The organism is Paenibacillus sp. FSL P4-0338 (assembly GCF_038002365.1).
In the GTDB taxonomy this organism is placed as follows: Bacteria; Bacillota; Bacilli; order Paenibacillales; family Paenibacillaceae; genus Paenibacillus_AQ.
Genome location: NZ_JBBOCG010000001.1, coordinates 2,576,920 through 2,598,472, shown reverse-complemented (window position 1 = coordinate 2,598,472; position 21,553 = coordinate 2,576,920). Strand labels below are relative to the sequence as shown.

Here is a 21,553-nt window from a genome sequence, read left to right as displayed (position 1 = left end):
GTTTCTGATAATATCAGACCATAAACCGCCCATTCATTTAGAATAAGGGAAATTGGAGAGTGACTCTATGGAACAAACGTATCTGATGATCAAACCGGATGGTGTACAGCGCGGACTAATCGGACGCATCGTTGCCCGTCTGGAAGACAAGGGATTCAAGCTGGTCGCTGCCAAGCTGATTACCGTTACTGAGGAGCAGGCCAAGAAGCATTATGCGGAGCATGACGGCAAGAATTTTTTCCCGGAGCTGGTAAGCTTCATCACTTCCGGCCCTGTGTTCGCCATGGTATGGGAAGGGGATGATGTCATCGCATTATCCCGTCTCCTGATCGGCAAAACTAAAGTCGGTGAGGCCCTGCCGGGCACCATCCGCGGGGATTATGCCAGCCACACTCCGCTTAATCTGATCCACGGATCGGATTCACCGGACAGTGCAGCACGTGAAATCGCCAATTTCTTCGCTCCGGATGAGCTGGCACAGTATCATAAAGACATCGCGGCCTGGATGTAAGATCCAGGCAGGAGACAGGAGAAAATTATGGCTGAACGAGACGAATCCTCATTAACCCCAGACCCTGATTACACCGGATTTATTCATAATATCAAACAAAGCACCGGCATTGATCTTGCGCAGTATAAGGAAGCACAGATGAAGCGTCGGCTGACGACGCTCCGTATGAAGAACGGGTTCAACACCTTTAACGAATTCTATGCTGCCATGATGAAGGACAAGACACTATTCTATGAGTTTCTGGACCGCATGACGATCAATGTCTCTGAATTCTGGCGGAATCCGAACCGCTGGGAAGTATTGAGGGATGTGATTCTGCCGGATCTTCAGCGTTCCGGCCGCAGACTGAAGCTATGGAGTGCTGCCTGTTCGACGGGGGAAGAGCCCTATACACTGGCGATGATTCTCTCGGACAAGAATATTCTGGCCCAGACCGGAATTCTGGCAACAGATATTGATGACGGGGCGCTGGCCAAAGCGAAACAGGGAATCTATCTGGAGCGCTCCTTGAAGGATGTGCCCAAAGATGTGGCAGACCGGTATTTCACCCCAGAAGGCCCAGTCTTCAAGGTCAGTGAAGGACTGAAGAAAAATATCGATTTCCGCAAGCAGAATTTGCTGTTGGATAAATTCGACGAAGGCTTCGATCTGATTATCTGCCGCAATGTCATGATCTACTTCACCGAAGAAGCCAAGAATAAGCTGTATCACAAATTCTCGGCCAGTCTGCGGCCCGGAGGCTATCTGTTCGTAGGCAGTACGGAGCAGATCTTCACACCAGCGCAGTATGGCTTTGAATCGACTGAAACCTTCTTCTACCGCAAGAAATAGCATCTGTCTTCTGGAAATATAAGGAATTATACGTTTCACTCGATAACTTATCCTTCTATTTCTCGCTGAAACGAACCGTCCCTGAAAAGGACGGTATATCCGTTTCCACTTGTGTCTCCCTTGGTGCAGGGTATACTTTTGGTGTTTTTCAGTGATACTGGGAAGTAGCAAGAAACCTAACGCCAAGTGAAAGGTTGTTAACCCAGATGGACAAAAGCAAGGTCATCACCGCGTACCGGCGGGGGTTCCTCACCGTCCGCGAATGCGGGCAGATTCTCGGCATTGAGGAGCTGCAGCTCCAGAGCCTGCTCACTGCGGAAGAGGGCAGAACCGGCGGCCGCCTTCCGGCACCAGGCAGCGACAGTCTGGAGACAGGCTCCTGAACGGAGGAGAACAGCAGCGCCGCTTCTACTCGAAAGAGCAGGAGCGGCGCTTGTTTTGTATAGCAGGCAGCGGCTGTCCCGTCTATTGCTTTCTTGTCAAAGCGGGGAGCCTATACTATAATAAGCAAAGACATTTAACATTTTAGCGGTTTACAGTCTAAAAGTGTGAAGGGGGAACGCAGCATGAGTTTACGCTACTTAACAGCGGGGGAAACGCACGGCCCCCAGCTTACAGCCATTATTGAGGGATTGCCCAGTAATTTGACACTTGATTTTGAAGAGCTTAATTTCCAGCTGCACCGGAGACAGAAGGGCTACGGCCGCGGACGCCGGATGCAGATTGAGAAGGATACTGCCCAAATTGCCGGCGGTGTACGCCACGGCTATACTACCGGAGCTCCTGTAGCGCTCATTGTGGAGAACAAGGACTGGACACACTGGAAGAACATTATGAACATTGAGCCGATTCCGGGCAGTGACGAAGAGAAGCGCCGGGTAAACCGTCCGCGTCCCGGTCATGCGGACCTGAACGGCGGACTTAAGTATAATCATACCGATCTGCGTAACGTGCTGGAGCGCTCCAGCGCCCGTGAGACGGCAGCAAGAGTAGCCGTAGGCGGAGTAGCCCGTCAGCTGCTTGCAGCCTTCGGAGTGAAGATTGCCGGACAAGTCATCCGAATCGGAGAGATTGAAGCACCTGCTAACGATCTGCCTATCGATGAGCTGATTGCCCGGACTGAAGAATCCTCTGTGCGGGTAGTGGACAAGGAAACGGAGCAGAAGATGGAGGCTTACATAGACAAGATCAAGGAAGAGGGCGACTCCATCGGCGGGATTGTGGAATGTATTGTCGAAGGTCTGCCTATTGGCCTTGGCAGTTATGTACAGTCCGACCGCAAGCTGGATGGTGCCATCGCCGGAGCCGTGATGTCGATCAATGCCTTCAAGGGCGTGGAGATCGGGATCGGCTTCGAAGCCGGGAGGCTGCGCGGCTCACAGGTCCATGACGAGATTATGTATGAAGCCTCTCAGGGTTACTACCGGGCGAGCAACCGGCTGGGCGGGTTCGAAGGTGGAATGACCAATGGAATGCCAGTGGTCGTTAGAGGGGTAATGAAGCCGATCCCGACGCTGTACAAACCGCTGCAGAGTGTGGATATCGATACAAAGGAGCCGTTCACAGCCCAGGTGGAGCGCTCAGACGCCTGTGCAGTTCCGGCGGCTTGTGTCGTACTGGAGAGTGTAGTAGCCTGGGAGATTGCCAAGGCGTTCCTGGACAAATTCGGCGGGGACTCTCTGGAAGAGATCCGCGCGAACTATAATAATTACCTGGCTCAGCTGGAGAGCTACTAAGATGCGCAGCATTACTGTTGATTTAGGCGAACGTTCTTATCCGATTTATATCGGCAGCGGTCTGCTGCAGAGTATCGGCGAACGCTGCACCGAAGCCGGGTTCGCGCAGCGAAGCCCGCTCCTGGTGGTGAGTGATACAGAAGTAGCCCCGCGTTATCTGGAGCAGGTGGAGGCCTCTCTCCGCAGCAGCGGATATACGGTGGTCAGCCATGTCATTCAGGCGGGTGAAGCTTCGAAGTCACTAGCCGTCTATGAAGAAGTGATTACCACTGCCATTCAAGGCGGTCTGGACCGCAGCTCAGCCGTGCTGGCGCTTGGCGGGGGAGTTGTTGGCGATTTGGCCGGCTTCGTTGCCGCATCTTATATGCGGGGAATCGGGTTCATGCAGATTCCAACGACCATTCTCGCCCATGACAGCAGTGTAGGCGGGAAGGTGGCCGTTAACCATCCGCTGGCCAAGAATATGCTGGGTGCCTTTTATCAGCCGTCTATGGTGGTATATGATCTGGACACCTTAACTACGCTTCCACCCCGGCAGGTCGCTTCAGGCCTGGCTGAGGTGGTCAAGCACGGGCTGATCCTGGACCGTGAGTTCGCTTACTGGTGCCAGGCGCATGCGGACGAGTTGTTGGCACTGGACCCCGGGGCGCTGGGATATGCGCTGGAACGCGGTTGTGCCATCAAGGCGGATGTAATCGGCGGTGATGAACGCGAGCACGGACAGCGAGCGATTCTGAATCTGGGGCATACCATCGGACATGCCATCGAAGCTGTCGGCGGCTATGGAACCTTCCTGCATGGAGAGGCGATTGCCATCGGGATGGCCGGATCTGCTCTGCTCGCAACGAAGCTGGGCCGGGACAGACAGATCTACGAAGATACCGTATCCATGCTCACCGCCCTGTCGCTGCCCACCCGGCTGCCTTTGCAGTATAGCGGGGAAGAGCTGATGGAAGCGATGATGCATGACAAGAAATTCAAGGAAGGCCGAATGACTTTTATCGTGCCGGAGGCCATTGGTGAAGTTAGCATCATCAGTGATGTGCAGGCAAGCGATGTATCAGAGGTCATAGCCCAGCTTAAGAAGGAGGGGAGCCCATGGTGAACCGGGGCATACGCGGTGCAACGACCGTAACCCAGAATGAAGAGACGGAAATTCTACGTGAAACGGTGATCCTGCTGAGGGAAATTGTGGAGCGTAATGATGTGATCGCAGAGGATATCTGCAGTGTGTGGATTACGATGACTACGGATCTGGATGCGACCTTCCCGGCACGGGCGATCCGCGAGATTGAAGGCTGGGAGATGGTTCCGCTGATGTGTTCCGTGGAGATCCCTGTGAAGGGCAGCCTGCCGAATTGCATCCGCCTGATGGTGCAGGTGAACACCGACAAATCCCAGCGCGATATCCGGCATGTCTATCTGAATGAAGCCCAGCGGCTTCGCCCGGATCTCTCACAGAGCAAGTAATAAATTATAGTTACGGGGTTGTCAATGACTACCGTCATCATGTATAGTGAAGTTAGCCGAGTAAAGCAGAGTTTAGAATGAGTTGAGTAGAGTATAGTTGAGCAGAGTGTAGGACTTATAGCAGAACAGACCCTTAATTGTCAGTGTTCTTTTTTGGCATACCTGTATAGCCGTAACTTATGATAAGTTGCATCTGCGCTATCCCTGTATCCATCGAGGAATCTCTTGCATTCGGCTTTGTTCATGCCGGTCCGAGGCGCTAATTCACATACTGACTATCAACAAACCTCTACTCCGGTAGAGGTTTTTCTGTATTTCGGACAATATCCGTTATCCCCCTAGGAGGTTACCCAAGTGACGAATCCGAGCATTGAAGAAGTGGTGTCGCTGTCGCGCGAATATAATCTGATCCCGGTCGTAACAAGATTGCTGGCTGATATGGAAACGCCGATCCGGCTGTTCCAGCGGTTTGCAGAGCAGGATCGCGCATTTTTGCTGGAGAGTGTAGAGGGCGGCATTCAATGGGCGCGTTATTCTTTTATCGGTAGTGATCCGTTCCTGATGATCTCCGGCAAAAAGGGGCAGATCCAGGTGGAGGTTGGCGGCGAGAAAAAACAGCTGTCCGGCAAACCTGTCGAGGAGCTGAAAGCGCTACTCCGTTCCTACCGCAGTCCCAAGCTGGACGGCATGCCGCCGTTCACGGGCGGAGCCATCGGATTCTTCGGTTATGATCTGCTGCAGTATTATGAGAAGCTGTCCGCACATGCGGTAGATGACCTGAATATGGATGACATCCGTTTTATGTTCTGTGACCGTATTATCGTCTTCGATCATGTGAAGCAGCAGATCCTGCTGGTGGGTAATCTTCATATTAAGGATGGCGATACGGATTCGGATATCCGGGCTAACTACGAGGAACTGAGCAATCGCTTAGTGAATCTGGCAGAAGAGCTGCAAAAGGAAGGCCCGAAGGAGAACGTCAACCGCCGCAGCATTCCGCAGGATATTGAGCTTGGAGAGATTCACTCGAATCTCACGAAGGAGCAGTATATAAGCAACGTAGAGCAGGCCAAAGAATACATCCGTGCCGGAGATATCTTCCAGGTGGTGCTGTCACAGCGGATGCACATCGAGACAGAGGTCTCTCCGCTGCATGTGTACCGGATGCTGCGCATTCTGAACCCTTCTCCCTATATGTATTATCTGAAAATGGATGAAGAGATCATCGTAGGCACCTCGCCGGAAGCGCTGGTCAAGGTGGATGGCGGACGTGTGGAGACCCGGCCGATTGCCGGTACCCGGCCGCGCGGAGCGACGGCGGCAGAGGATCATCAGCTCGCCGCAGAGCTGATGGAGGACGAGAAGGAACGTGCGGAGCATCTGATGCTTGTAGACCTGGGCCGCAATGATCTGGGGCGGGTCTCGAAATTCGGCAGTGTGAAATGCAATACATTCATGGAGATCGAGAAATACTCGCATGTCATGCATCTGGTCTCGAATGTGACCGGAACGCTGGCCGAGGATAAGGATTTCTTCGATGCCTTCCTCTCCTGCCTTCCGGCAGGTACGGTATCGGGAGCGCCGAAGCTGCGGGCGATGGAGATTATTGCTGAGCTGGAGCGGGAAGCCCGCGGCGCTTATGCCGGGGCAATCGGATATCTAGGCTTCTCCGGGAACATGGATTCCTGCATCACGATCCGCACGATTATCTTCCGCAAGGGCCGTGCTTATGTGCAGGCCGGAGCAGGGATTGTCTGGGATTCCGTGCCGGAGAAGGAATATGAGGAGACGGTGAACAAGGCCAAAGGAATGCTGAAGGCAATCCGTATGGCGGAAGCGATGTTCCCCGCTGAGGTGAAGGAGAAGCAAGTCATTAACCAGGATTATATGTACGAATATACCCCGTGAACCGGGAATTAGCAGAGATGAGATCAGAAGAGCAGAGAATGCTCCATAAAACTTAAAACTTTTAGGAGGACATCCACTATGGACGCAAGCCAGTTACTACAATCAGGAATTGCCGGTTTAATCGAGGGTAAGGATCTTACCCGTACGCAGGCCCGGGAGATTATGGGCACGATTATGGAAGGTGCAGCTTCACCAGCGCAGATCGGGTCGCTGCTGACCGCGCTGCGGATCAAAGGGGAGACCGTTGAAGAAATCACCGGCTTCGCAGAGGCGATGCGCGGTTTCGGCACACAGGTGCTTACAGAGCGGAGCCAACTGCTGGATACCTGCGGCACGGGCGGCTCTGGCATTCATAAATTCAATATCTCCACAGCTTCGGCAATCATCTCTTCCGCTGCTTCTGTAAGAGTGGCGAAGCATGGCAACCGTTCGGCATCCGGCAGAGCGGGCAGTGCAGATGTGCTGGAGGCGCTTGGTGTTAATATTCATCTGAATGCGGAGCAGGCGCGGCAATGTCTGGATAGTATCGGCATCTGCTTCCTGTTCGCACAAATCTATCATCCGTCCATGAAGCATGCCGCTGCTCCCCGCCGTGAGCTGGGTGTGCGGACGGTCTTCAATATGCTGGGCCCGCTGACCAATCCGGCCGGAGCAGACCGGCAGCTGATGGGCATCTACGACCGTAACAAGACAGAGACGGTTGCCAAGGTCCTGGGTGAGCTCGGCTCCAAGCGGGCGATGATTGTCAGCAGCCTGGACGGCCTGGATGAGATCAGCATCTCGGCACCGACTCAGGTCTCCGAGCTGAAGCAGGGCGTAGTCAGCACCTACGTAATTACACCGCAGGAGCTTGGCCTCAGCCAGCATCCGCTGGAGGATGTCATGGGCGGTGATGCCGCAGAGAATGCGGCGATTATCACTACAGTGCTGGAGGGTAATATCAATCCGTACCGTGATATCGTACTCGCGAATGCCGGAGCTTGCATCTATGTCGCCGGTCTAGCGGATACACTTAAGGAAGGCGTGGACCGTGCCAGAGAGGTTGTGGATTCAGGGGCGGCCCTGAGCAAGCTGGAACAGTTAAAAGCGATGACAAAGGAGCTTGATTATGTATCTTGACCGGATTGTTGCCACGAAGGTAAAAGAGGTAGAAGCGTTAAGCGTGCAATTCTCGCTCGCTGCGGCGGAGCGCTCCATTGCAGGTTTGCCTGCTACCAGAGGCTTCCGCAGTGCCCTGACTGAACGCCGGAACCGGGAGATGGGGCTGATCGCCGAAGTGAAGAAGGCCTCGCCGTCCAAGGGGCTGATCCGGGCCGATTTTGATCCGGTGACGATTGCCCGGGGTTATGAAGCGGGAGGGGCCGATTGTCTGTCCGTGCTGACGGACAAGGATTATTTTCAGGGCAGCGGCGTGTATCTCCAGCAAGTAAGAGAGGCGGTGAAGCTTCCGCTACTACGTAAGGACTTCATTATCGATGAAAAGCAGATCTATGAGGCCCGCCTGCTTGGAGCAGATGCCATTCTGCTGATTGCGGCCATTCTGACCCCGCAGCAGCTCGCCGCGTTCACTGACTCTGCTGCCGCGCTTGGGCTCGATATCCTGATTGAGGTCCATGACCGCAGCGAACTGGAGACGGTGTTGTCTACAGGTAAGGCCGAACATCCCGGGGTTCTGCTGGGCATCAATAACCGGAATCTCAAGACGTTCGAAACGTCGCTCTCCGCTACGGAGGAGCTGGCAGCCCTTCTACCCGCTGGTCTTCCCGTAATCAGCGAGAGCGGGATTACCGGGCCGGAGGATATTGCGTATCTCCGCAAGACACGGGCAACCGGTGTGCTGGTCGGAGAATTCCTTATGCGCCAGCCGGATGTAGAGCAGGCAGTCTATCAGCTGCTCGGTCCGCTTCCTGCCGGGAAGGATCGTGTGCAGCGTGACTGAACCTCTCGTAAAAATCTGTGGACTTCAGGGCGTTGAAGTGCTAAAATCTATGAATAGTTTGCCGCTCGATTATATAGGCCTGGTATTTGCACCCAGCCGCCGAAGGGTTACCGCGGGTGTGGCTGCGGAGCTGATTGCAGAGCTGGGCAACTGGAAGTCTGAGCCTGTGCCCCGACCGGTGGGCGTATTCGTTAACCCCGGCCTTTCTGAGCTGGCAGAGCTGCTTCAAACGGTACGGCTGGATGTTGTGCAGCTTCATGGACAAGAGAGCCCGCAGTTCTGCGCGGAGGTCAAGGCGGCTTTTCCCCAGGTTAAGGTCTGGAAGGCTCTTTCGGTTGCCGGACGTAATACTGATACAGGGGATGAGATTCAACCTCTGCTGGACAGCTATGCGGGCATCATTGATGCACTGCTGCTGGATACCTATGATCCGCAGGACAGCGGCGGAACGGGCCGTACATTTGATTGGGAGCAGATCCCCTTATACCAGCAAGCGGCGGCGAAGCATGCGCTGCCTTTATTTATAGCCGGAGGCTTGCATCCGGACAATGTGAACGAGCTGCTGGACGGCTACGCCCCTTATGGCGTGGATGTCTCCAGCGGAGTAGAGAGTAACGGCAGTAAGGACATTGCCAAAATGACAGCTTTCGTAGAAAGGGTGAAGCAATCATGATACAAGTACCGGACAAAAATGGACGTTTTGGTTCTTTTGGAGGCCGCTTCGTTCCTGAGACCTTGATGACTGCACTGATTGAGCTGGAAGAGGCTTACCATAAATTCTCGGCAGACCCGTCCTTTCAGGAGGAAATAGATTATCTGCTCAAGCAATATTCGGGGCGCGAGACCCCGCTATATTATGCAGAGCGGCTAAGTAAACAGCTTGGCGAGGCCAAGATCTATCTGAAGCGGGAGGACCTCAATCATACAGGCGCCCACAAGATCAACAACGCTATCGGACAAGGCATCCTGGCCAAAATGATGGGTAAAACCAAGGTGATTGCCGAAACCGGCGCAGGCCAGCACGGAGTAGCTACAGCTACGGTAGCCGCCTTGCTCGGTATGGAATGTAAGGTGTTCATGGGCGAAGAGGATACCCGCCGCCAGGCGCTGAATGTCTTCCGGATGAAGCTGCTCGGGGCAGAGGTTATTCCGGTGACCTCCGGCTCCAGAACGCTGAAGGATGCCGGGAATGAGGCGCTCCGCTACTGGGTGAGCAATGTGGAAGATACGTTCTACGTGCTTGGCTCTGCGGTAGGCCCGCATCCGTATCCGATGATGGTCCGCAACTTCCAGCGGATTATCGGGGATGAGACCCGCCGCCAGATTCTCGAGGCCGAAGGGCGTTTGCCGGATCTGCTGGTTGCCGCAGTAGGCGGAGGCAGCAATGCCATCGGTATGTTCTATCCGTTCATGGAGGATGAGCAGGTGGCGATGATTGGTGTTGAAGCTGCCGGTAAAGGCGTAGACACTCCGTTCCATGCAGCAACCATGAGCAAGGGAAGCCATGGCGTGTTCCAGGGCTCGATGAGCTATCTGCTGCAGGATGAGCATGGACAGGTCATCGAGGCCCATTCCATATCGGCCGGACTCGATTATCCGGGCGTGGGGCCTGAGCATTCCTATCTCAAGGACATTCAACGTGCCCAGTATGTACCGGTGACCGATGCGGAAGCGCTGGATGCGCTCAAGCTGCTCTGCGTGACGGAAGGTATTATTCCCGCCTTGGAGTCGGCTCATGCCATTGCCCATGTGGTGAAGCTCGGCAAGACGCTGACCAAGGAAGATATTGTGGTGATCTGCCTGTCGGGACGCGGCGACAAAGATGTCGAATCCATTATGGCTTATACGGAAGGGGCGGAGCAGCAATGACAACTGAGACGACAAACCGGATGGACCTGACGTTTAACCGATTGAAGGCGGAAGGCCGTACTGCCCTAATTCCGTTCCTTACCGTAGGCGATCCTGATCTCGAGACTACACTGGATATTATCGCTGAGTTGGAGGCAGCCGGAGCGGATATTCTGGAGCTTGGTGTTCCTTACTCCGATCCGCTTGCCGACGGTCCGGTAATCCAGCGGGCGTCCGCAAGAGCGCTGCGCAGCAAGGTTCATCTGCGCACCTGTATGGAGACGGCGCTGAAAGCAAGGCAGGCAGGCAGCGGGCTGCCGTTCATCCTGTTCACGTATTATAATCCGGTGCTGCAGATGGGGCTGGATACGTTTTTTGCGGAGCTGAATACCCATGAGATCAGCGGGCTGATTATTCCAGACCTGCCGGTTGAGGAATCAGAAGATATGCGTGCACGCAGCCGTGCCGCCGGAGTGAATCTCATTCCGCTCGTGGCCCCGACCTCCAGCGAACGGATTGCCCGGATCGTATCCGGCGCAAGCGGCTTTGTCTATTGCGTATCCTCGCTCGGTGTAACCGGGGAACGCTCAAGCTTCCACAGCGGAGTAGATGAGTTCATTGCGTCCGTCCGCCGGTCTACGGACCTGCCGGTCGCTGTAGGATTCGGAATTTCTACTGGAGAGCAGGTATCCCGTTTTGCCAAGATCTGTGATGGTGTAGTAGTGGGTAGCGCCATTGTCCGCAAGGTCGAGGAGGTTATTCCCCTGCTGTCCCAGCCTCAGACGAGAAGCGCCGGACTGTTGCAAATTCGTGAATTTGTGGCACAATTAAGACCTAATTAACTTTTGGAGAGCGAGGATCACCCATGAATCCAAAACCGAATATTGTTGACCTTCCTGTCTACAAGCCCGGGAAACCAATTGAAGAAGTCAAGAAAGAGCTGGGCTTAAGCGAAGTCATTAAGCTGGCATCCAATGAGAACCCTTACGGGGCTGCACCAAGTGCAAAGGCCGCTATTGTAGCGGAGCTGGATAACCTCTTTTTATACCCGGACGGCTCTGCCGCTGAGCTGACGGCAGCGCTGGCTAAGCATCTGGGCGTGGCGGGTGACCGTATTATTTTTGGATGCGGATCGGATGAGATTATTGCTCTGATTGCCCGTGCCTTCTTCCTGCCCGGTGACGAGACGATTATGGCCGATCAGACCTTCTCTGTATATAAGAGCAATGCCGATATAGAAGGGGCAGTAACCATAGAAGTCCCGCTTAAGGACGGAACGCATGATCTGGATGCGATGCTGGCGAAGATTACTGACCGGACCAAGATCGTCTGGATCTGCAATCCGAACAATCCGACCGGTACCATTGTGCCCGAGGATGCTCTGATTTCGTTCCTGGATGCAGTACCTGCTGGCGTTATGGTAGTTCTGGATGAGGCCTATTACGAATATGTGACCGATCTCAGCTACACCGACGGCATTAAACTGATCGACAAATATCCTAATTTGGTAGTCCTTCGTACCTTCTCCAAGATCTATGGTCTTGCTGCGCTCCGTATCGGCTATGGTGTAGCCAGCCAGCAGGTGATTTCTCTGATTAATCAGGTGCGTGAGCCGTTCAATACGACCCGCCTGGCTCAGGTGGCAGCAGTGGCAGCACTTTCCGATCAGGAATATGTGCAGCAGTGCCGTGCGCTTAACAGTGCAGGGATTGTGCAGCTTGAGGCGGAATTCGCGCGTCTCGGGCTTACGTCGTTCCCGGCTCACGGCAACTTCATTATGGTGGATGTACGCAAGCCTGCTAGCGAAGTCTTCGATACGTTGCTGCGCCAAGGAATCATCGTCAGAACAGGCTTCCACCGGTATCCGACCTACCTGCGGGTGACCATCGGCTCCGCCGAGCAGAACACAGCCTTCGTAGCTGCCCTGGAGCAAGCGCTGAAGGAGCAGGAAGTTCGCGCATAACCGTGAGGGCTCAGAAGCTGGATTGACGATACCACAGAAGGCAGGTAGTACTAAGAACATGACGACAAAAATAGCAATTTTCGGTGTCGGCCTGATCGGCGGCTCACTGGCCCTTTGCTTCAAAGGCAAGGAGGGTCTGACCGTTGTAGGCCATGCCCACCGGCCTGAATCTGCGACTAAATATGTGAGCAGAGGTGTGGTTGATCAAGCAACATTATCACTTGAAGAAGCAGCACTGGATGCGGATTATATTTTTCTGTGTGTGCCGGTTGGAATGCTTGAGGACTATCTTCAGCGGTTAAGCAGGTTGCCGCTGAAGCCGGGCTGCATCATTACAGATGTCGGCAGCACCAAGGCCAGCATCGCCGCGTGTGCCCTTACACTGGATATTCCCGGTGTACATTTCATTGGAGGCCATCCCATGGCCGGATCAGAGCGTTCAGGCGTAGAGGCAGCCTCCTCCTTACTGTTCGAGAATGCGTACTACGTGCTCACGCCCCCGCCAGGCGTACCTGAAGAGGCATACCAGGCTCTGGAGTCGCTCCTGCTACATACGAGAGCCCAGATTGTCCGGCTTGATCCGGAGCGCCACGATGAGATTGTTGGAGCGATCAGCCATCTGCCGCATATTATTGCGGTAGCCCTAGTGAATCAGATTCATGCATATGACCATTCGGATTCCTTGTACAGCACACTTGCTGCGGGGGGCTTCCGTGATATTACCCGCATTGCTTCGAGCGATCCGATCATCTGGCGCGATATTCTGCTGAATAACCGCTCTGTGATGCTGCGGCTGCTGAAGGATTGGAACGATGAAGTGTCCTCATTCATTCATCTGCTGGAGAGCGGGGATGGTGCAGGGATCGAGTCGGCCTTCCAGGAGGCGAATCAATTCCGCAGCCAGCTTCCTGAGCGGCGCAAGGGAATGATCACTCCGCTGTTCGATCTGCATATTGATGTACCCGATCATCCCGGCATTATCGGCCGCATTGCTACGGAGTTGGGCGACCAGGGCATCAACCTTAGCAATGTGCAGATTATTGAGAGCCGCGAGGATGTTCCCGGGATCATGCGCTTGTCCTTCCGCCAGGAGAACGATATGGAGCGGGCCAGAATTTTGCTGCAGGAGAATGATTATACCGTATATATGTAAAAGTAGGGCCGGGGCCGGATGCTCCGGCTCTTATTTATAAATGGAGGAAATCCAACTGCTATCAGAGGATGCCCCGGCTCCCGCAACAAACAAGCGCTCAGTAAACACCCAAATGTTCGTAAAAATGGACAAAAAAAAGACCGCTTACATAATAAGCGGTTACAGTTCACAATTTCTTGGAACCGTGTAGTGTTTGGATAGGAGTGGAGAGAAACCATACTGTACTTTTATTATATGTATCCGTTTACATTTTGTCAACACTTTATTCAAAGAAAAAAAGACCGCTTTCATCGGTCTGTCTGTGCTTCTCTCAAAGTCTATTAATTTCCTCCTGTTAGAAACTGTGCTATACTGGGTTAAGTATGTTTATAGATTCCTTCCAAGTATAGGTAACCGCTTGCTGAACAAGTGGTGACGGGCTGTGTTGTCCTTTAGGGAGAATGCTGCCATTCTTCTGTCTAGAAAATGAATTGAAGGTTGGAAGCCTTAAATAACGGTAAGTTGAATATACATAGGAAGATTGGATTTTTGTGCTGCAAATTTGAAGGAATGCCGCAACTTTTTGTTACCTGCCCGGTATAAGTAGATACGGACCGGACGGGATTACACGTGCAAGGGCGAGGAGGGCCGACTCACCATGACGGATTCCCAGTTGATCCAGCTAATCAAGCAAGGCGATACAGAATTATACTCGGAACTCATGCGACGATATCAACGCAAGATATTGGCGTTTGTGTACCACATGCTGAAGAACTCCCATATGGAGCTGATTGCCGAAGACCTCTGTTCAGAGACCTTCTACAAAGCCTTCCGGAGTCTTCATTCCTTCAGGGAAGTGGATGCTTCGTTCTCCACATGGCTGTACACGATTGCCCGCAATACAGTGCTGAGTGAACTTCGTAAGAACCGTGCCGGGAATGTATCGCTCGAAGAGAGCGGATATACGCCTGTGGCACCGCTTGATGTTGCCCCGGAACAGGCAGCATTACGCAAGGAACGGATGGAACTCGTCCGCGAAGCAATTAACAATCTCCCGGAGAAACAGCGTTCCGCGCTGATTCTGCGTGAATATGATCAGATGGATTACCAGGAAATTGCCGTGATTTTGGATCAGAGCGTTAGCTCAGTGAAGTCACTGCTGTTCCGGGCAAGGAGCAGTGTGAAGCTGCAGCTCGAATCCTATTTCTATGAGCCTGAAGTTGAAGAGCAGGCTGAGAGGGTGTAAGGCCTATGAATTGCAGGGAAGCGCAGGATTCCATTCCACAATTGTGGGACGCTCCCCCCACAGATCCCAGGCGGATTAGACTTGAGAGACATATCGCAACCTGCTCCTACTGCAGTGCTGAATGGGCGCTGTGGCAGGAGACCAGTGAGCTTATGCAGGATACAAGATTTGATGTCAGCGACGAGCGGGCAGAAGCGATTAACAGTAAGGTAATGGAGCGGATCTATCTGGAGAGCCCCTGGCTTATGCCCGGTGACGGGAAGTCTGCGGGGAGTTCGGCCGTATTCCGGCATCGCTTAACCCTCTGGATTGCCTGTTTCTTAGCGGTGTTTATCTCCAGCTTCTTATATTTCACCGTGTTCAAGACTCCCTCGAATACGACGGCGGCACAGAGCGGAATCGTTGAGACAGGTGTGGCAGGCTTAACGCTGGACTGGTCTTCTTCATATCCGGTGGAGTCTGAGGGCGGGATCATTGAGCCGCTGGTGGCCAATATGGGCCCTGCACATCCGCAGTACTGGATGGTATTGTCGACGCTGGGCGTCGGATTATCCATATTCCTGCTGGTCCGTCTGAACCGGTACCGCAGACAATGAGAACCCCCTTCCCGAGTATGGAGAAGAGGGTTTTTGATTTGAATATAAGAATTTATATGTTGCACACTATAAATTATCCTTCTATTTCTCGCTGAAATGGTACCATCCTTTAAAAGGACGGCAATGCCGTTTCCACTTGTGTTAAAAAAGAAGACATTTGTTTTCATTCGTGTTACATTATTAAGCAAACATCAAAGGGAAGGGAACGGTGATAGGCGATGCTGATCGGCTTAATACGCCATGGGCTGACGGATTGGAATGCGGTAGGTAAAATTCAGGGACAAAGTGATATTCCGCTGAATGATGAAGGCAGGCTGCAGGCTGAGATGCTGGGTGACCGGCTGCTGCGTGAGCCTTACCACTGGGACTATTGTATTACCAGCAGCTTGTCGCGTGCAGCAGAGACCGGCAAGATCGTAGCGGCCAAGCTGGGTATTCCTCTGCTTGAGCCGGATGACCGTATCCGTGAGCGTGCCTACGGCCAGGTAGAGGGCATGACAGCTGAAGCCCGTGAAGCCAAATGGGGCAAGGATTGGAAGCTGCTGTCTTTGGGGCAGGAGAGCGATGAGGCGCTTCAGGTCCGGGGTCTTGCATTCCTGGAGGATATTACGGCCCGCTTCCCGGGTAAGAATGTTCTGGTCATCTCCCATGGAGGATTCCTTGCGCAGCTCTACACCGCGCTTTACAAAGACAAATATTCGGAACGGCTCGGCAATCTCTCACTCACGATTCTGGAGAAGAACGAGCAGGAATGGAATCCTTTAGTGTACAACTGTACCCGTCATATATTACAAAAACAGCATTAACCCGACCCTTCGGGTTATTTTTTTTGCGCAAAAGGAATAAAAAGGGCTGTATTTCCCATAATGGTAGTAAAACAGTGAGGCGATGAGAGATGAATCTGGCGGATATGCTCACTTATGCAGACATTGGTCAGCTGACCGCCATTGCGGGACGCTATCAGTGTGAGTGCAAACGGAATTCCAAACATGATTTGATTCAGAGTATATTGATCACCTTGGGCAGCCGGGAGTTCATGGAGTCTCATATTAAGGGGAGTTCTCCGGGAGAGCTGCGTTTGCTGAACAGCCTGCTCTTCGATGAACGCAGTCACTTCAGCATGGAGGATCTGCTGGCTGCCGCCAGGCAGGCTTCCTTCGATGTCCCGCCCGGCAAAAGCGGTGACTACCGCGAGCTGGTCAGCCGGCTTAAGAACAGCGGCTGGCTATTCAGCGGAGCCTCCCAGCAGAGCCGGTATCTGTTCCAGGTCCCGCTGGATCTGAAGAAGCGCTTCCGTGTGCAGATGGGCCAGTATTTGCAGCAGCGAATTGTTCCTGTCCCGGAGCCGGCGGTGTATAGGGGGGAGGGGGATTTGCTGGCCGGAGATCTGCTGCTGTTCCTGCGGTATGTGAAGGAGAATGAGCCTGAGCTGAACCAGGAAGGCGCGCTCTATAAGCGCAATCAGCAGGGAGTGATGAACGCGCTGCAGATTGCGGAGCCCTTGCTCGGCAAGGGTGGCTGGAGGTTCGGCTACGGCAGGGCTTGTGAGCATTATCCGCCCAGATTTGCCCTGCTGTATGATTATGCCCGCCACCGCCGCTTTATCTCTGAGGAAGGCTACAGGCTTCAGCTTACAGCCGCAGGCGAGTACTTTCTGGCGGAGGGAAAATCCGAGAAGCTGATGCAGTTATTCTCCTTTTGGTTAAGACTGTATAAAGGGGCTATTCCCAATTTGCCTTCGCTGGTCTACTGGATCAGTCTAAGTGCCGGCAGATGGGTGACCACAGCCTCGCTGTCAGAAGGGATCGGCTGGCTGATCAAGCCCTTTTATTACGATGACGCCGCTTCCATTCTCGAACAGCGCATCTTGCGGATGATGCTGCATCTGGGCATGCTTAAGCTTGGTGAGGAACCCGCAGGAACAGTGGTCGTGATGACACCGTGGGGATGTGAGGCGGCAGTGCCGAAGCATCTGCTCAGGTAAGGGGGAGAGAGATGCGGATTGCCTATGGGAGTTACATACCGCAGCTTGACGAATCAGTATATGTGGCGGAAGGCGCAAAGCTCGTTGGCGATGTAAGAATAAGCAAACAATCCAGTGTCTGGTTCAACGCCGTACTTCGCGGTGACCTGGCACCGGTGATTATCGGGAAGCGCTGCAATATCCAGGACGGTGTGGTCGGCCATGTGGCGGAAGGATTGCCGCTGGTGCTGGAGGATGACATCTCGGTCGGGCACTCAGCAATCATCCACGGCTGCCGGATAGGCAAGGGCACATTAATCGGAATGGGTGCAATTGTACTGAACGGAGCAGAGATTGGTGAATATGCTTTAGTAGGAGCCGGCTCCATTGTAACCGAGAACAAAATCATTCCTCCGTACACGCTCTCCTTGGGCATACCGGCCAAAGTGGTCCGTGAATTGACTGAGCAGGATCTGCTGAGGATGGCACGCACAAGTGAAAGCTATGTAAAAAAAGCATTAGAATACGGAATTTCTTAAACAGCGGAGGTGTATCGAATGGACAAAATGAAGGCTACTTATGAAGTGATGCTGGGGCTGGCTGCGGAAATGGTGTGGGATGAAGCGTTAAGAAAGCGTCGTACCGACATGTTGTACCGGAAGATCGACACGGCGCTGGCTGCTGGTGATGAGGCGGCTTTCCGGAATCTGACTGAAGAACTGAAAAGTTTGGCATAGGAAATGCGCCTGGCGCATTTCTTTTTTTCTGTAATAGGGATTGCCAAGCCGTATACACTTGTTTATGATGCTTTTAAAGTAACAATGCATGCTGCGGGATGCGGCTAGAGGGGGCGAATCTATGAAATTCAGTGATTTTGACAGAAGAGCCTGGGAGATTGACGGTCAATATTATGATACCTGCATCATTCCGTATAGCGGACTTCAGGGTACGGAGAATCCGCCTGAGACCGCCACGTTACTTGAACGGCAGCGTGATTTCCTGGAATTGGCCGAACAACCATACAAGGGGCGGGTCGTGACTTATCCGGCGGTACAGTATGCAGGGACCGGAATGACAGCTATTGTGAATGAACTTTGCCGAAAAGTCAAATCCAGCGGCTTCCAGTACGTAATCGTGATGTCTGCTAATGCAGGACTGCGTAAGGAGGATGTTTTTGAAAGCGATTTACTCCTTTGCCTGACTGAGATAATGTCCGATTCCAGAGCCTCGGTAAGCGCATATGTACGTAGTGAAATCCAGGCCTTATGGCAGAATGGGAAATGAGTTAAATGTGACGGAAAATCAACAATTTACTAAAAAAGCACCGGAAACGCCTGTCACAATTTAGACAATATTCTTGACGGGTTTTGGACCCTAAGCTATGATTAGGATGAACTTATATGAACTGTGATATTTTTCATTGAAAACGGATTTTTTACCTAAAATACCTATGCAACAACTCTGCAGGTGCCTTCTCACATTTTGAAAAGGGGGTTACATACAGTATGAGCAGCCTTAATGAAGAAGAAGAGTCACTTCCGCAAGAACCGCCCAGCCGAAACGAGATGTCACGCAGACAGTTTTTGACCTATACGCTAGGAGGGGCTACCGCCTTTATGGGTGCCGGAGTTCTTTTGCCGATGGTCCGGTTTGCTGTAGATCCGATTCTGCAGAAAAAAGGCGAGGGAGAATTCATCAAGGTAGCGGAAGCGTCCAAAATTACAGAGGAGCCCCAGGAGTTCACTTTCGAGCTTCCGCAGCAGGACGGATGGTATGCCAGTACAGCGATGCTTACGGCGTGGATTCGTAAAGACGCGAACGGAGATATTTATGCGCTTTCACCCATCTGCAAGCATCTGGGCTGCACGGTAGGCTGGAATAATGACAAGGCGTTTCCAGATGAATATCATTGCCCTTGCCATGGCGCCCGCTATACGAAGCAGGGCCGGCAACTGGCGGTGGCTGCCAAGCCGCTGGACCAATACACCACCAAGATTGACGGAGGCTGGGTATATCTCGGTGAAATCGTCCCTAATACTGTTTCGGCGAAGGAGGCGTGAACGGCGTGTTCAAAAACGTATATAACTGGATTGACGAACGTCTGGATATTACACCGATCTGGAGAGATGTTGCCGACCACGAGGTCCCCGAGCATGTCAATCCCGCACACCACTTTTCAGCCTTTGTATACTGCTTCGGCGGACTAACGTTCTTCATCACTGTAATACAGATACTCTCTGGAATGTTTCTGACCATGTATTATGTCCCGGATATCATTAATGCCTACGCCAGTGTGGAATATCTGCAGACCAAGGTCGCCTTCGGTAAAATCGTCCGCGGCATGCACCACTGGGGCGCGAGCCTCGTCATTGTCATGATGTTCCTTCATACGATGCGTGTGTTCTTCACCGGTTCGTATAAGGCTCCGCGCGAGATGAACTGGGTAGTGGGGATGCTGATTTTCTTCGTCATGCTGGGACTGGGACTGACCGGTTACCTGCTTCCGTGGGACAATAAGGCGTACTTCGCCACCAAGGTTACGCTGGAGATCGCCAATTCGGTTCCGTTCATGGGGCCGGTGCTCAAGGAGCTGATGCAGGGCGGCAATATTGCCGGCGCCGAGACGCTGACCCGGTTCTTCGCCTTACATGTATTCTTCCTCCCGGCGGTTCTGCTTATACTGCTTGTCGGGCACTTCATTATGATCCGCAGACAAGGCATATCCGGTCCGCTATAAAATAACGTATAGGAGGCACGGTCATGGCACACGGAGACGACTCCAAAGAGAAGGTGGTATTCGTCGGGGATTCCCGGGTCCGCAGAGGAAACGGATTCATTACCCCGCCGGATTATACGGCGTATCCGGGCAAATCGGAAGCCTTTATCCCTAACTTTCTGCTCAAGGAATGGATGGTTGGCGTAGTGGTGCTAGTGGGAATTCTGGTTCTGACCATCTCGGAGCCGGCTCCGCTCGGGTTCCCTGCCAATCCGGCAGCATCGGTTATTCCGATTCCCGACTGGTATTTCCTGTTCCTCTATCAGTATTTGAAGCTTCCTTATGCTTCAGGTGATTATATCGTGCTCGGAACGCTGGGCGTGACAGGCGTGGCCTTCGGGGCCCTGCTATTGGCTCCTTTCCTGGATACCGGCCCGGAGCGGCGGTTCTACCGCAGACCGATTGCATCCTCGCTGATGTTCCTGTCCCTCGCTGCAATCGTCTATTTAACCAACACAGCCTGGACAGAATACAAGCATGAGATGGCTGAAACCGGTCAGATTCCAGAGGATGTTCAGCGCGAAGAGAAGGCCGCCGAGAACAAGGCCGCGGGCTTGCCAACCACAAGTGCCGTCAAACCGAAAGCTATTGCCATTGTGGACAAGGATGATCCGGCCATGGAGCTCTATAAGAAGGCTACCTGCATCTCCTGTCATGCGGCAGAGCTAAAGGGAGCGAATGGTCCCTCACTTCGCGGTGTAGGCGATAAGCATGATCAGGCGGCGATCCTTGCTATTATAAAAGAAGGTAAGGGCCAGATGCCGCCAATGGTTGAGACAGCTATGGGGGCAGGACTGACCGAGCAGGATATCGATGAGCTGGCCGGCTGGCTTGCCAAACAAAAAAGCGGACAGTAAAATAACAGTAACGCAGGACCTGATCGTATATGCGCTCAGGTTTTTGTTATGTCATGAGTGTTGTAATGAAATCAGTCTTGTAATGAAATGAAGCTGCTACAGTCGGGGGGAAGTTGTTCGTATGCCGGGTCATTGGTTTGAGAAGTTATTTAGGGACCGAAGAATAATATGGCTGCTGTTTATCGTGAATCTGCTGGGGACGGTCTACGGATATATGTGGTATGGCAATCAGCTCACGTTCACAGCGCAGACTGAACCGCTCTGGCTGCTGCCGTTCGTTCCCGACAGCCCTACGGCTAGTCTGTTCTTCACAGCTGCACTGCTGCTGTTGCTCTATCCGCCAAGAGGGCTTACAGGAACGCTGGTGCGTGAGCTGATTGAAGCGTTGGCTGTGTTAACATCGGTGAAGTACGGGATATGGGCGGTCAGTATCATTGTGGCCGGTGGTTATCAGGGGGATTCCATCACCTGGAAGGACTGGATGCTGATGATCTCCCATACCGGAATGGCTGTGGAAGCCCTGATCTATGCCCGGTTCTTCACCTTCCGGAGGATGCTGCCAGTGGCGCTTGCGTGGACGTTCGCTAATGATATAGTGGATTATTCACAAGGCGTGTATCCATGGCTGCCCTCAGTGCTTGATGATGATCTTATCGTTGTTCAGTACTCCACCATGGGGCTTACGCTGTTCAGTACGGCCGCTGCCTGGCTGTTCTGCGGCCGGACAAGGCGTCCGGCACTTCCGCACAGAACTGCCGTGAAGCGCTGAGCCTCCGT

Annotated in this window: 25 protein-coding genes and 1 pseudogene; all 26 read left to right on the top strand. The window is 53.1% G+C overall.

Annotated elements, in window-relative coordinates; genetic code table 11:
* The first annotated feature begins 67 nt into the window (after positions 1-67).
* The 26 genes and pseudogenes from ndk (at position 68) to MKZ07_RS11395 (ending at position 21,545) form a co-directional block, all read left to right on the top strand.
* Complete coding sequence (ndk, locus tag MKZ07_RS11515) at positions 68-511, top strand: nucleoside-diphosphate kinase (RefSeq protein WP_036698128.1); 444 nt, start codon at positions 68-70, stop codon at positions 509-511.
* Positions 512-538: 27 nt separating this feature from the next.
* Positions 539-1,342 (top strand): CheR family methyltransferase, encoded by an 804-nt coding sequence (locus MKZ07_RS11510; RefSeq protein ID WP_036698127.1) that lies wholly within the window; start codon positions 539-541, stop codon positions 1,340-1,342.
* A 206-nt stretch (positions 1,343-1,548) separates the two neighbouring features.
* Positions 1,549-1,725, top strand: a complete 177-nt coding sequence (locus MKZ07_RS11505) for a hypothetical protein (RefSeq protein ID WP_179090429.1) — start codon at positions 1,549-1,551, stop codon at positions 1,723-1,725.
* Between the two features lie 183 nt (positions 1,726-1,908).
* Complete coding sequence (gene aroC, locus MKZ07_RS11500) at positions 1,909-3,078, top strand: chorismate synthase (RefSeq protein ID WP_036698126.1); 1,170 nt, start codon at positions 1,909-1,911, stop codon at positions 3,076-3,078.
* A 1-nt stretch (position 3,079) separates the two neighbouring features.
* On the top strand, positions 3,080-4,183 hold the full coding sequence (gene aroB, locus MKZ07_RS11495; RefSeq protein ID WP_341025885.1) for a 3-dehydroquinate synthase: 1,104 nt from the start codon (positions 3,080-3,082) through the stop codon (positions 4,181-4,183).
* Positions 4,177-4,548: a chorismate mutase gene (gene aroH, locus MKZ07_RS11490; RefSeq protein WP_036698124.1), complete on the top strand. Its 372-nt coding sequence runs from the start codon at positions 4,177-4,179 to the stop codon at positions 4,546-4,548. The genes aroB and aroH overlap by 7 nt, the downstream gene beginning before the upstream one ends.
* A gap of 354 nt (positions 4,549-4,902) precedes the next feature.
* Positions 4,903-6,456 (top strand): anthranilate synthase component I, encoded by a 1,554-nt coding sequence (gene trpE / locus MKZ07_RS11485; RefSeq protein WP_036698123.1) that lies wholly within the window; start codon positions 4,903-4,905, stop codon positions 6,454-6,456.
* A 78-nt stretch (positions 6,457-6,534) separates the two neighbouring features.
* A complete protein-coding gene (gene trpD, locus MKZ07_RS11480) occupies positions 6,535-7,575 on the top strand; it encodes an anthranilate phosphoribosyltransferase (protein WP_036698122.1) in 1,041 nt (346 codons plus the stop codon).
* Entirely contained in the window at positions 7,565-8,395 is an 831-nt protein-coding gene (trpC, locus tag MKZ07_RS11475; RefSeq protein WP_036698121.1) for an indole-3-glycerol phosphate synthase TrpC, read from the top strand. Before trpD ends, trpC begins: the two co-directional genes overlap by 11 nt.
* Positions 8,388-9,068, top strand: coding sequence for a phosphoribosylanthranilate isomerase (locus tag MKZ07_RS11470; protein WP_036698119.1), 681 nt, complete (start codon positions 8,388-8,390; stop codon positions 9,066-9,068). Before trpC ends, MKZ07_RS11470 begins: the two co-directional genes overlap by 8 nt.
* Positions 9,065-10,264, top strand: a complete 1,200-nt coding sequence (gene trpB, locus MKZ07_RS11465) for a tryptophan synthase subunit beta (protein ID WP_036698117.1) — start codon at positions 9,065-9,067, stop codon at positions 10,262-10,264. The genes MKZ07_RS11470 and trpB overlap by 4 nt, the downstream gene beginning before the upstream one ends.
* Positions 10,261-11,085 (top strand): tryptophan synthase subunit alpha, encoded by an 825-nt coding sequence (gene trpA / locus MKZ07_RS11460; protein WP_036698114.1) that lies wholly within the window; start codon positions 10,261-10,263, stop codon positions 11,083-11,085. Before trpB ends, trpA begins: the two co-directional genes overlap by 4 nt.
* 23 nt (positions 11,086-11,108) lie before the next feature.
* Positions 11,109-12,206 carry a histidinol-phosphate transaminase gene (gene hisC, locus MKZ07_RS11455; protein WP_036698111.1) on the top strand — a complete coding sequence of 366 codons (1,098 nt, stop codon included), beginning with the start codon at positions 11,109-11,111 and terminating at the stop codon, positions 12,204-12,206.
* Positions 12,207-12,264: 58 nt separating this feature from the next.
* A complete protein-coding gene (locus MKZ07_RS11450) occupies positions 12,265-13,359 on the top strand; it encodes a prephenate dehydrogenase (RefSeq protein WP_036698108.1) in 1,095 nt (364 codons plus the stop codon).
* 637 nt (positions 13,360-13,996) lie between these two features.
* The gene (locus MKZ07_RS11445; RefSeq protein ID WP_036698105.1) at positions 13,997-14,584 is read left to right on the top strand and encodes an RNA polymerase sigma factor; all 588 of its coding nucleotides are present in this window, start codon (positions 13,997-13,999) and stop codon (positions 14,582-14,584) included.
* Between the two features lie 5 nt (positions 14,585-14,589).
* Positions 14,590-14,685 (top strand): annotated as a pseudogene (locus tag MKZ07_RS33570) (anti-sigma factor family protein); the annotation flags it as partial.
* A gap of 51 nt (positions 14,686-14,736) precedes the next feature.
* Complete coding sequence (locus MKZ07_RS11440; RefSeq protein WP_051493856.1) at positions 14,737-15,180, top strand: hypothetical protein; 444 nt, start codon at positions 14,737-14,739, stop codon at positions 15,178-15,180.
* A 218-nt stretch (positions 15,181-15,398) separates the two neighbouring features.
* Positions 15,399-15,986, top strand: a complete 588-nt coding sequence (locus MKZ07_RS11435) for a histidine phosphatase family protein (protein ID WP_076156638.1) — start codon at positions 15,399-15,401, stop codon at positions 15,984-15,986.
* Between the two features lie 89 nt (positions 15,987-16,075).
* Positions 16,076-17,164, top strand: a complete 1,089-nt coding sequence (locus MKZ07_RS11430; protein ID WP_341025877.1) for a hypothetical protein — start codon at positions 16,076-16,078, stop codon at positions 17,162-17,164.
* Between the two features lie 11 nt (positions 17,165-17,175).
* Positions 17,176-17,682 (top strand): gamma carbonic anhydrase family protein, encoded by a 507-nt coding sequence (locus MKZ07_RS11425; RefSeq protein WP_341025876.1) that lies wholly within the window; start codon positions 17,176-17,178, stop codon positions 17,680-17,682.
* Positions 17,683-17,700: 18 nt separating this feature from the next.
* Positions 17,701-17,880: an IDEAL domain-containing protein gene (locus tag MKZ07_RS11420; RefSeq protein WP_036698090.1), complete on the top strand. Its 180-nt coding sequence runs from the start codon at positions 17,701-17,703 to the stop codon at positions 17,878-17,880.
* 121 nt (positions 17,881-18,001) lie between these two features.
* Complete coding sequence (locus tag MKZ07_RS11415; RefSeq protein ID WP_341025874.1) at positions 18,002-18,427, top strand: DUF2487 family protein; 426 nt, start codon at positions 18,002-18,004, stop codon at positions 18,425-18,427.
* A gap of 221 nt (positions 18,428-18,648) precedes the next feature.
* Positions 18,649-19,203 (top strand): ubiquinol-cytochrome c reductase iron-sulfur subunit, encoded by a 555-nt coding sequence (locus MKZ07_RS11410; protein WP_036698085.1) that lies wholly within the window; start codon positions 18,649-18,651, stop codon positions 19,201-19,203.
* Between the two features lie 5 nt (positions 19,204-19,208).
* A complete protein-coding gene (gene qcrB / locus MKZ07_RS11405) occupies positions 19,209-19,880 on the top strand; it encodes a menaquinol-cytochrome c reductase cytochrome b subunit (RefSeq protein WP_036698729.1) in 672 nt (223 codons plus the stop codon).
* Between the two features lie 23 nt (positions 19,881-19,903).
* Positions 19,904-20,776 carry a menaquinol-cytochrome c reductase cytochrome b/c subunit gene (locus MKZ07_RS11400; protein ID WP_036698083.1) on the top strand — a complete coding sequence of 291 codons (873 nt, stop codon included), beginning with the start codon at positions 19,904-19,906 and terminating at the stop codon, positions 20,774-20,776.
* 121 nt (positions 20,777-20,897) lie between these two features.
* Complete coding sequence (locus MKZ07_RS11395; protein ID WP_051493855.1) at positions 20,898-21,545, top strand: DUF1405 domain-containing protein; 648 nt, start codon at positions 20,898-20,900, stop codon at positions 21,543-21,545.
* The last annotated feature ends 8 nt before the right edge of the window (positions 21,546-21,553 follow it).

What these genes read in the sequence shown, in the direction of transcription:
- ndk (WP_036698128.1), top strand. Translation starts at nt 68, where the DNA reads ATGGAACAAACGTATCTGATGATCAAACCGGATGGTGTACAGCGCGGA.
- MKZ07_RS11510 (WP_036698127.1), top strand. Translation starts at nt 539, where the DNA reads ATGGCTGAACGAGACGAATCCTCATTAACCCCAGACCCTGATTACACC.
- MKZ07_RS11505 (WP_179090429.1), top strand. Translation starts at nt 1,549, where the DNA reads ATGGACAAAAGCAAGGTCATCACCGCGTACCGGCGGGGGTTCCTCACC.
- aroC (WP_036698126.1), top strand. Translation starts at nt 1,909, where the DNA reads ATGAGTTTACGCTACTTAACAGCGGGGGAAACGCACGGCCCCCAGCTT.
- aroB (WP_341025885.1), top strand. Translation starts at nt 3,080, where the DNA reads ATGCGCAGCATTACTGTTGATTTAGGCGAACGTTCTTATCCGATTTAT.
- aroH (WP_036698124.1), top strand. Translation starts at nt 4,177, where the DNA reads ATGGTGAACCGGGGCATACGCGGTGCAACGACCGTAACCCAGAATGAA.
- trpD (WP_036698122.1), top strand. Translation starts at nt 6,535, where the DNA reads ATGGACGCAAGCCAGTTACTACAATCAGGAATTGCCGGTTTAATCGAG.
- trpC (WP_036698121.1), top strand. Translation starts at nt 7,565, where the DNA reads ATGTATCTTGACCGGATTGTTGCCACGAAGGTAAAAGAGGTAGAAGCG.
- trpB (WP_036698117.1), top strand. Translation starts at nt 9,065, where the DNA reads ATGATACAAGTACCGGACAAAAATGGACGTTTTGGTTCTTTTGGAGGC.
- trpA (WP_036698114.1), top strand. Translation starts at nt 10,261, where the DNA reads ATGACAACTGAGACGACAAACCGGATGGACCTGACGTTTAACCGATTG.
- hisC (WP_036698111.1), top strand. Translation starts at nt 11,109, where the DNA reads ATGAATCCAAAACCGAATATTGTTGACCTTCCTGTCTACAAGCCCGGG.
- MKZ07_RS11450 (WP_036698108.1), top strand. Translation starts at nt 12,265, where the DNA reads ATGACGACAAAAATAGCAATTTTCGGTGTCGGCCTGATCGGCGGCTCA.
- MKZ07_RS11445 (WP_036698105.1), top strand. Translation starts at nt 13,997, where the DNA reads ATGACGGATTCCCAGTTGATCCAGCTAATCAAGCAAGGCGATACAGAA.
- MKZ07_RS11440 (WP_051493856.1), top strand. Translation starts at nt 14,737, where the DNA reads ATGCAGGATACAAGATTTGATGTCAGCGACGAGCGGGCAGAAGCGATT.
- MKZ07_RS11435 (WP_076156638.1), top strand. Translation starts at nt 15,399, where the DNA reads ATGCTGATCGGCTTAATACGCCATGGGCTGACGGATTGGAATGCGGTA.
- MKZ07_RS11430 (WP_341025877.1), top strand. Translation starts at nt 16,076, where the DNA reads ATGAATCTGGCGGATATGCTCACTTATGCAGACATTGGTCAGCTGACC.
- MKZ07_RS11425 (WP_341025876.1), top strand. Translation starts at nt 17,176, where the DNA reads ATGCGGATTGCCTATGGGAGTTACATACCGCAGCTTGACGAATCAGTA.
- MKZ07_RS11420 (WP_036698090.1), top strand. Translation starts at nt 17,701, where the DNA reads ATGGACAAAATGAAGGCTACTTATGAAGTGATGCTGGGGCTGGCTGCG.
- MKZ07_RS11415 (WP_341025874.1), top strand. Translation starts at nt 18,002, where the DNA reads ATGAAATTCAGTGATTTTGACAGAAGAGCCTGGGAGATTGACGGTCAA.
- MKZ07_RS11410 (WP_036698085.1), top strand. Translation starts at nt 18,649, where the DNA reads ATGAGCAGCCTTAATGAAGAAGAAGAGTCACTTCCGCAAGAACCGCCC.
- MKZ07_RS11400 (WP_036698083.1), top strand. Translation starts at nt 19,904, where the DNA reads ATGGCACACGGAGACGACTCCAAAGAGAAGGTGGTATTCGTCGGGGAT.
- MKZ07_RS11395 (WP_051493855.1), top strand. Translation starts at nt 20,898, where the DNA reads ATGCCGGGTCATTGGTTTGAGAAGTTATTTAGGGACCGAAGAATAATA.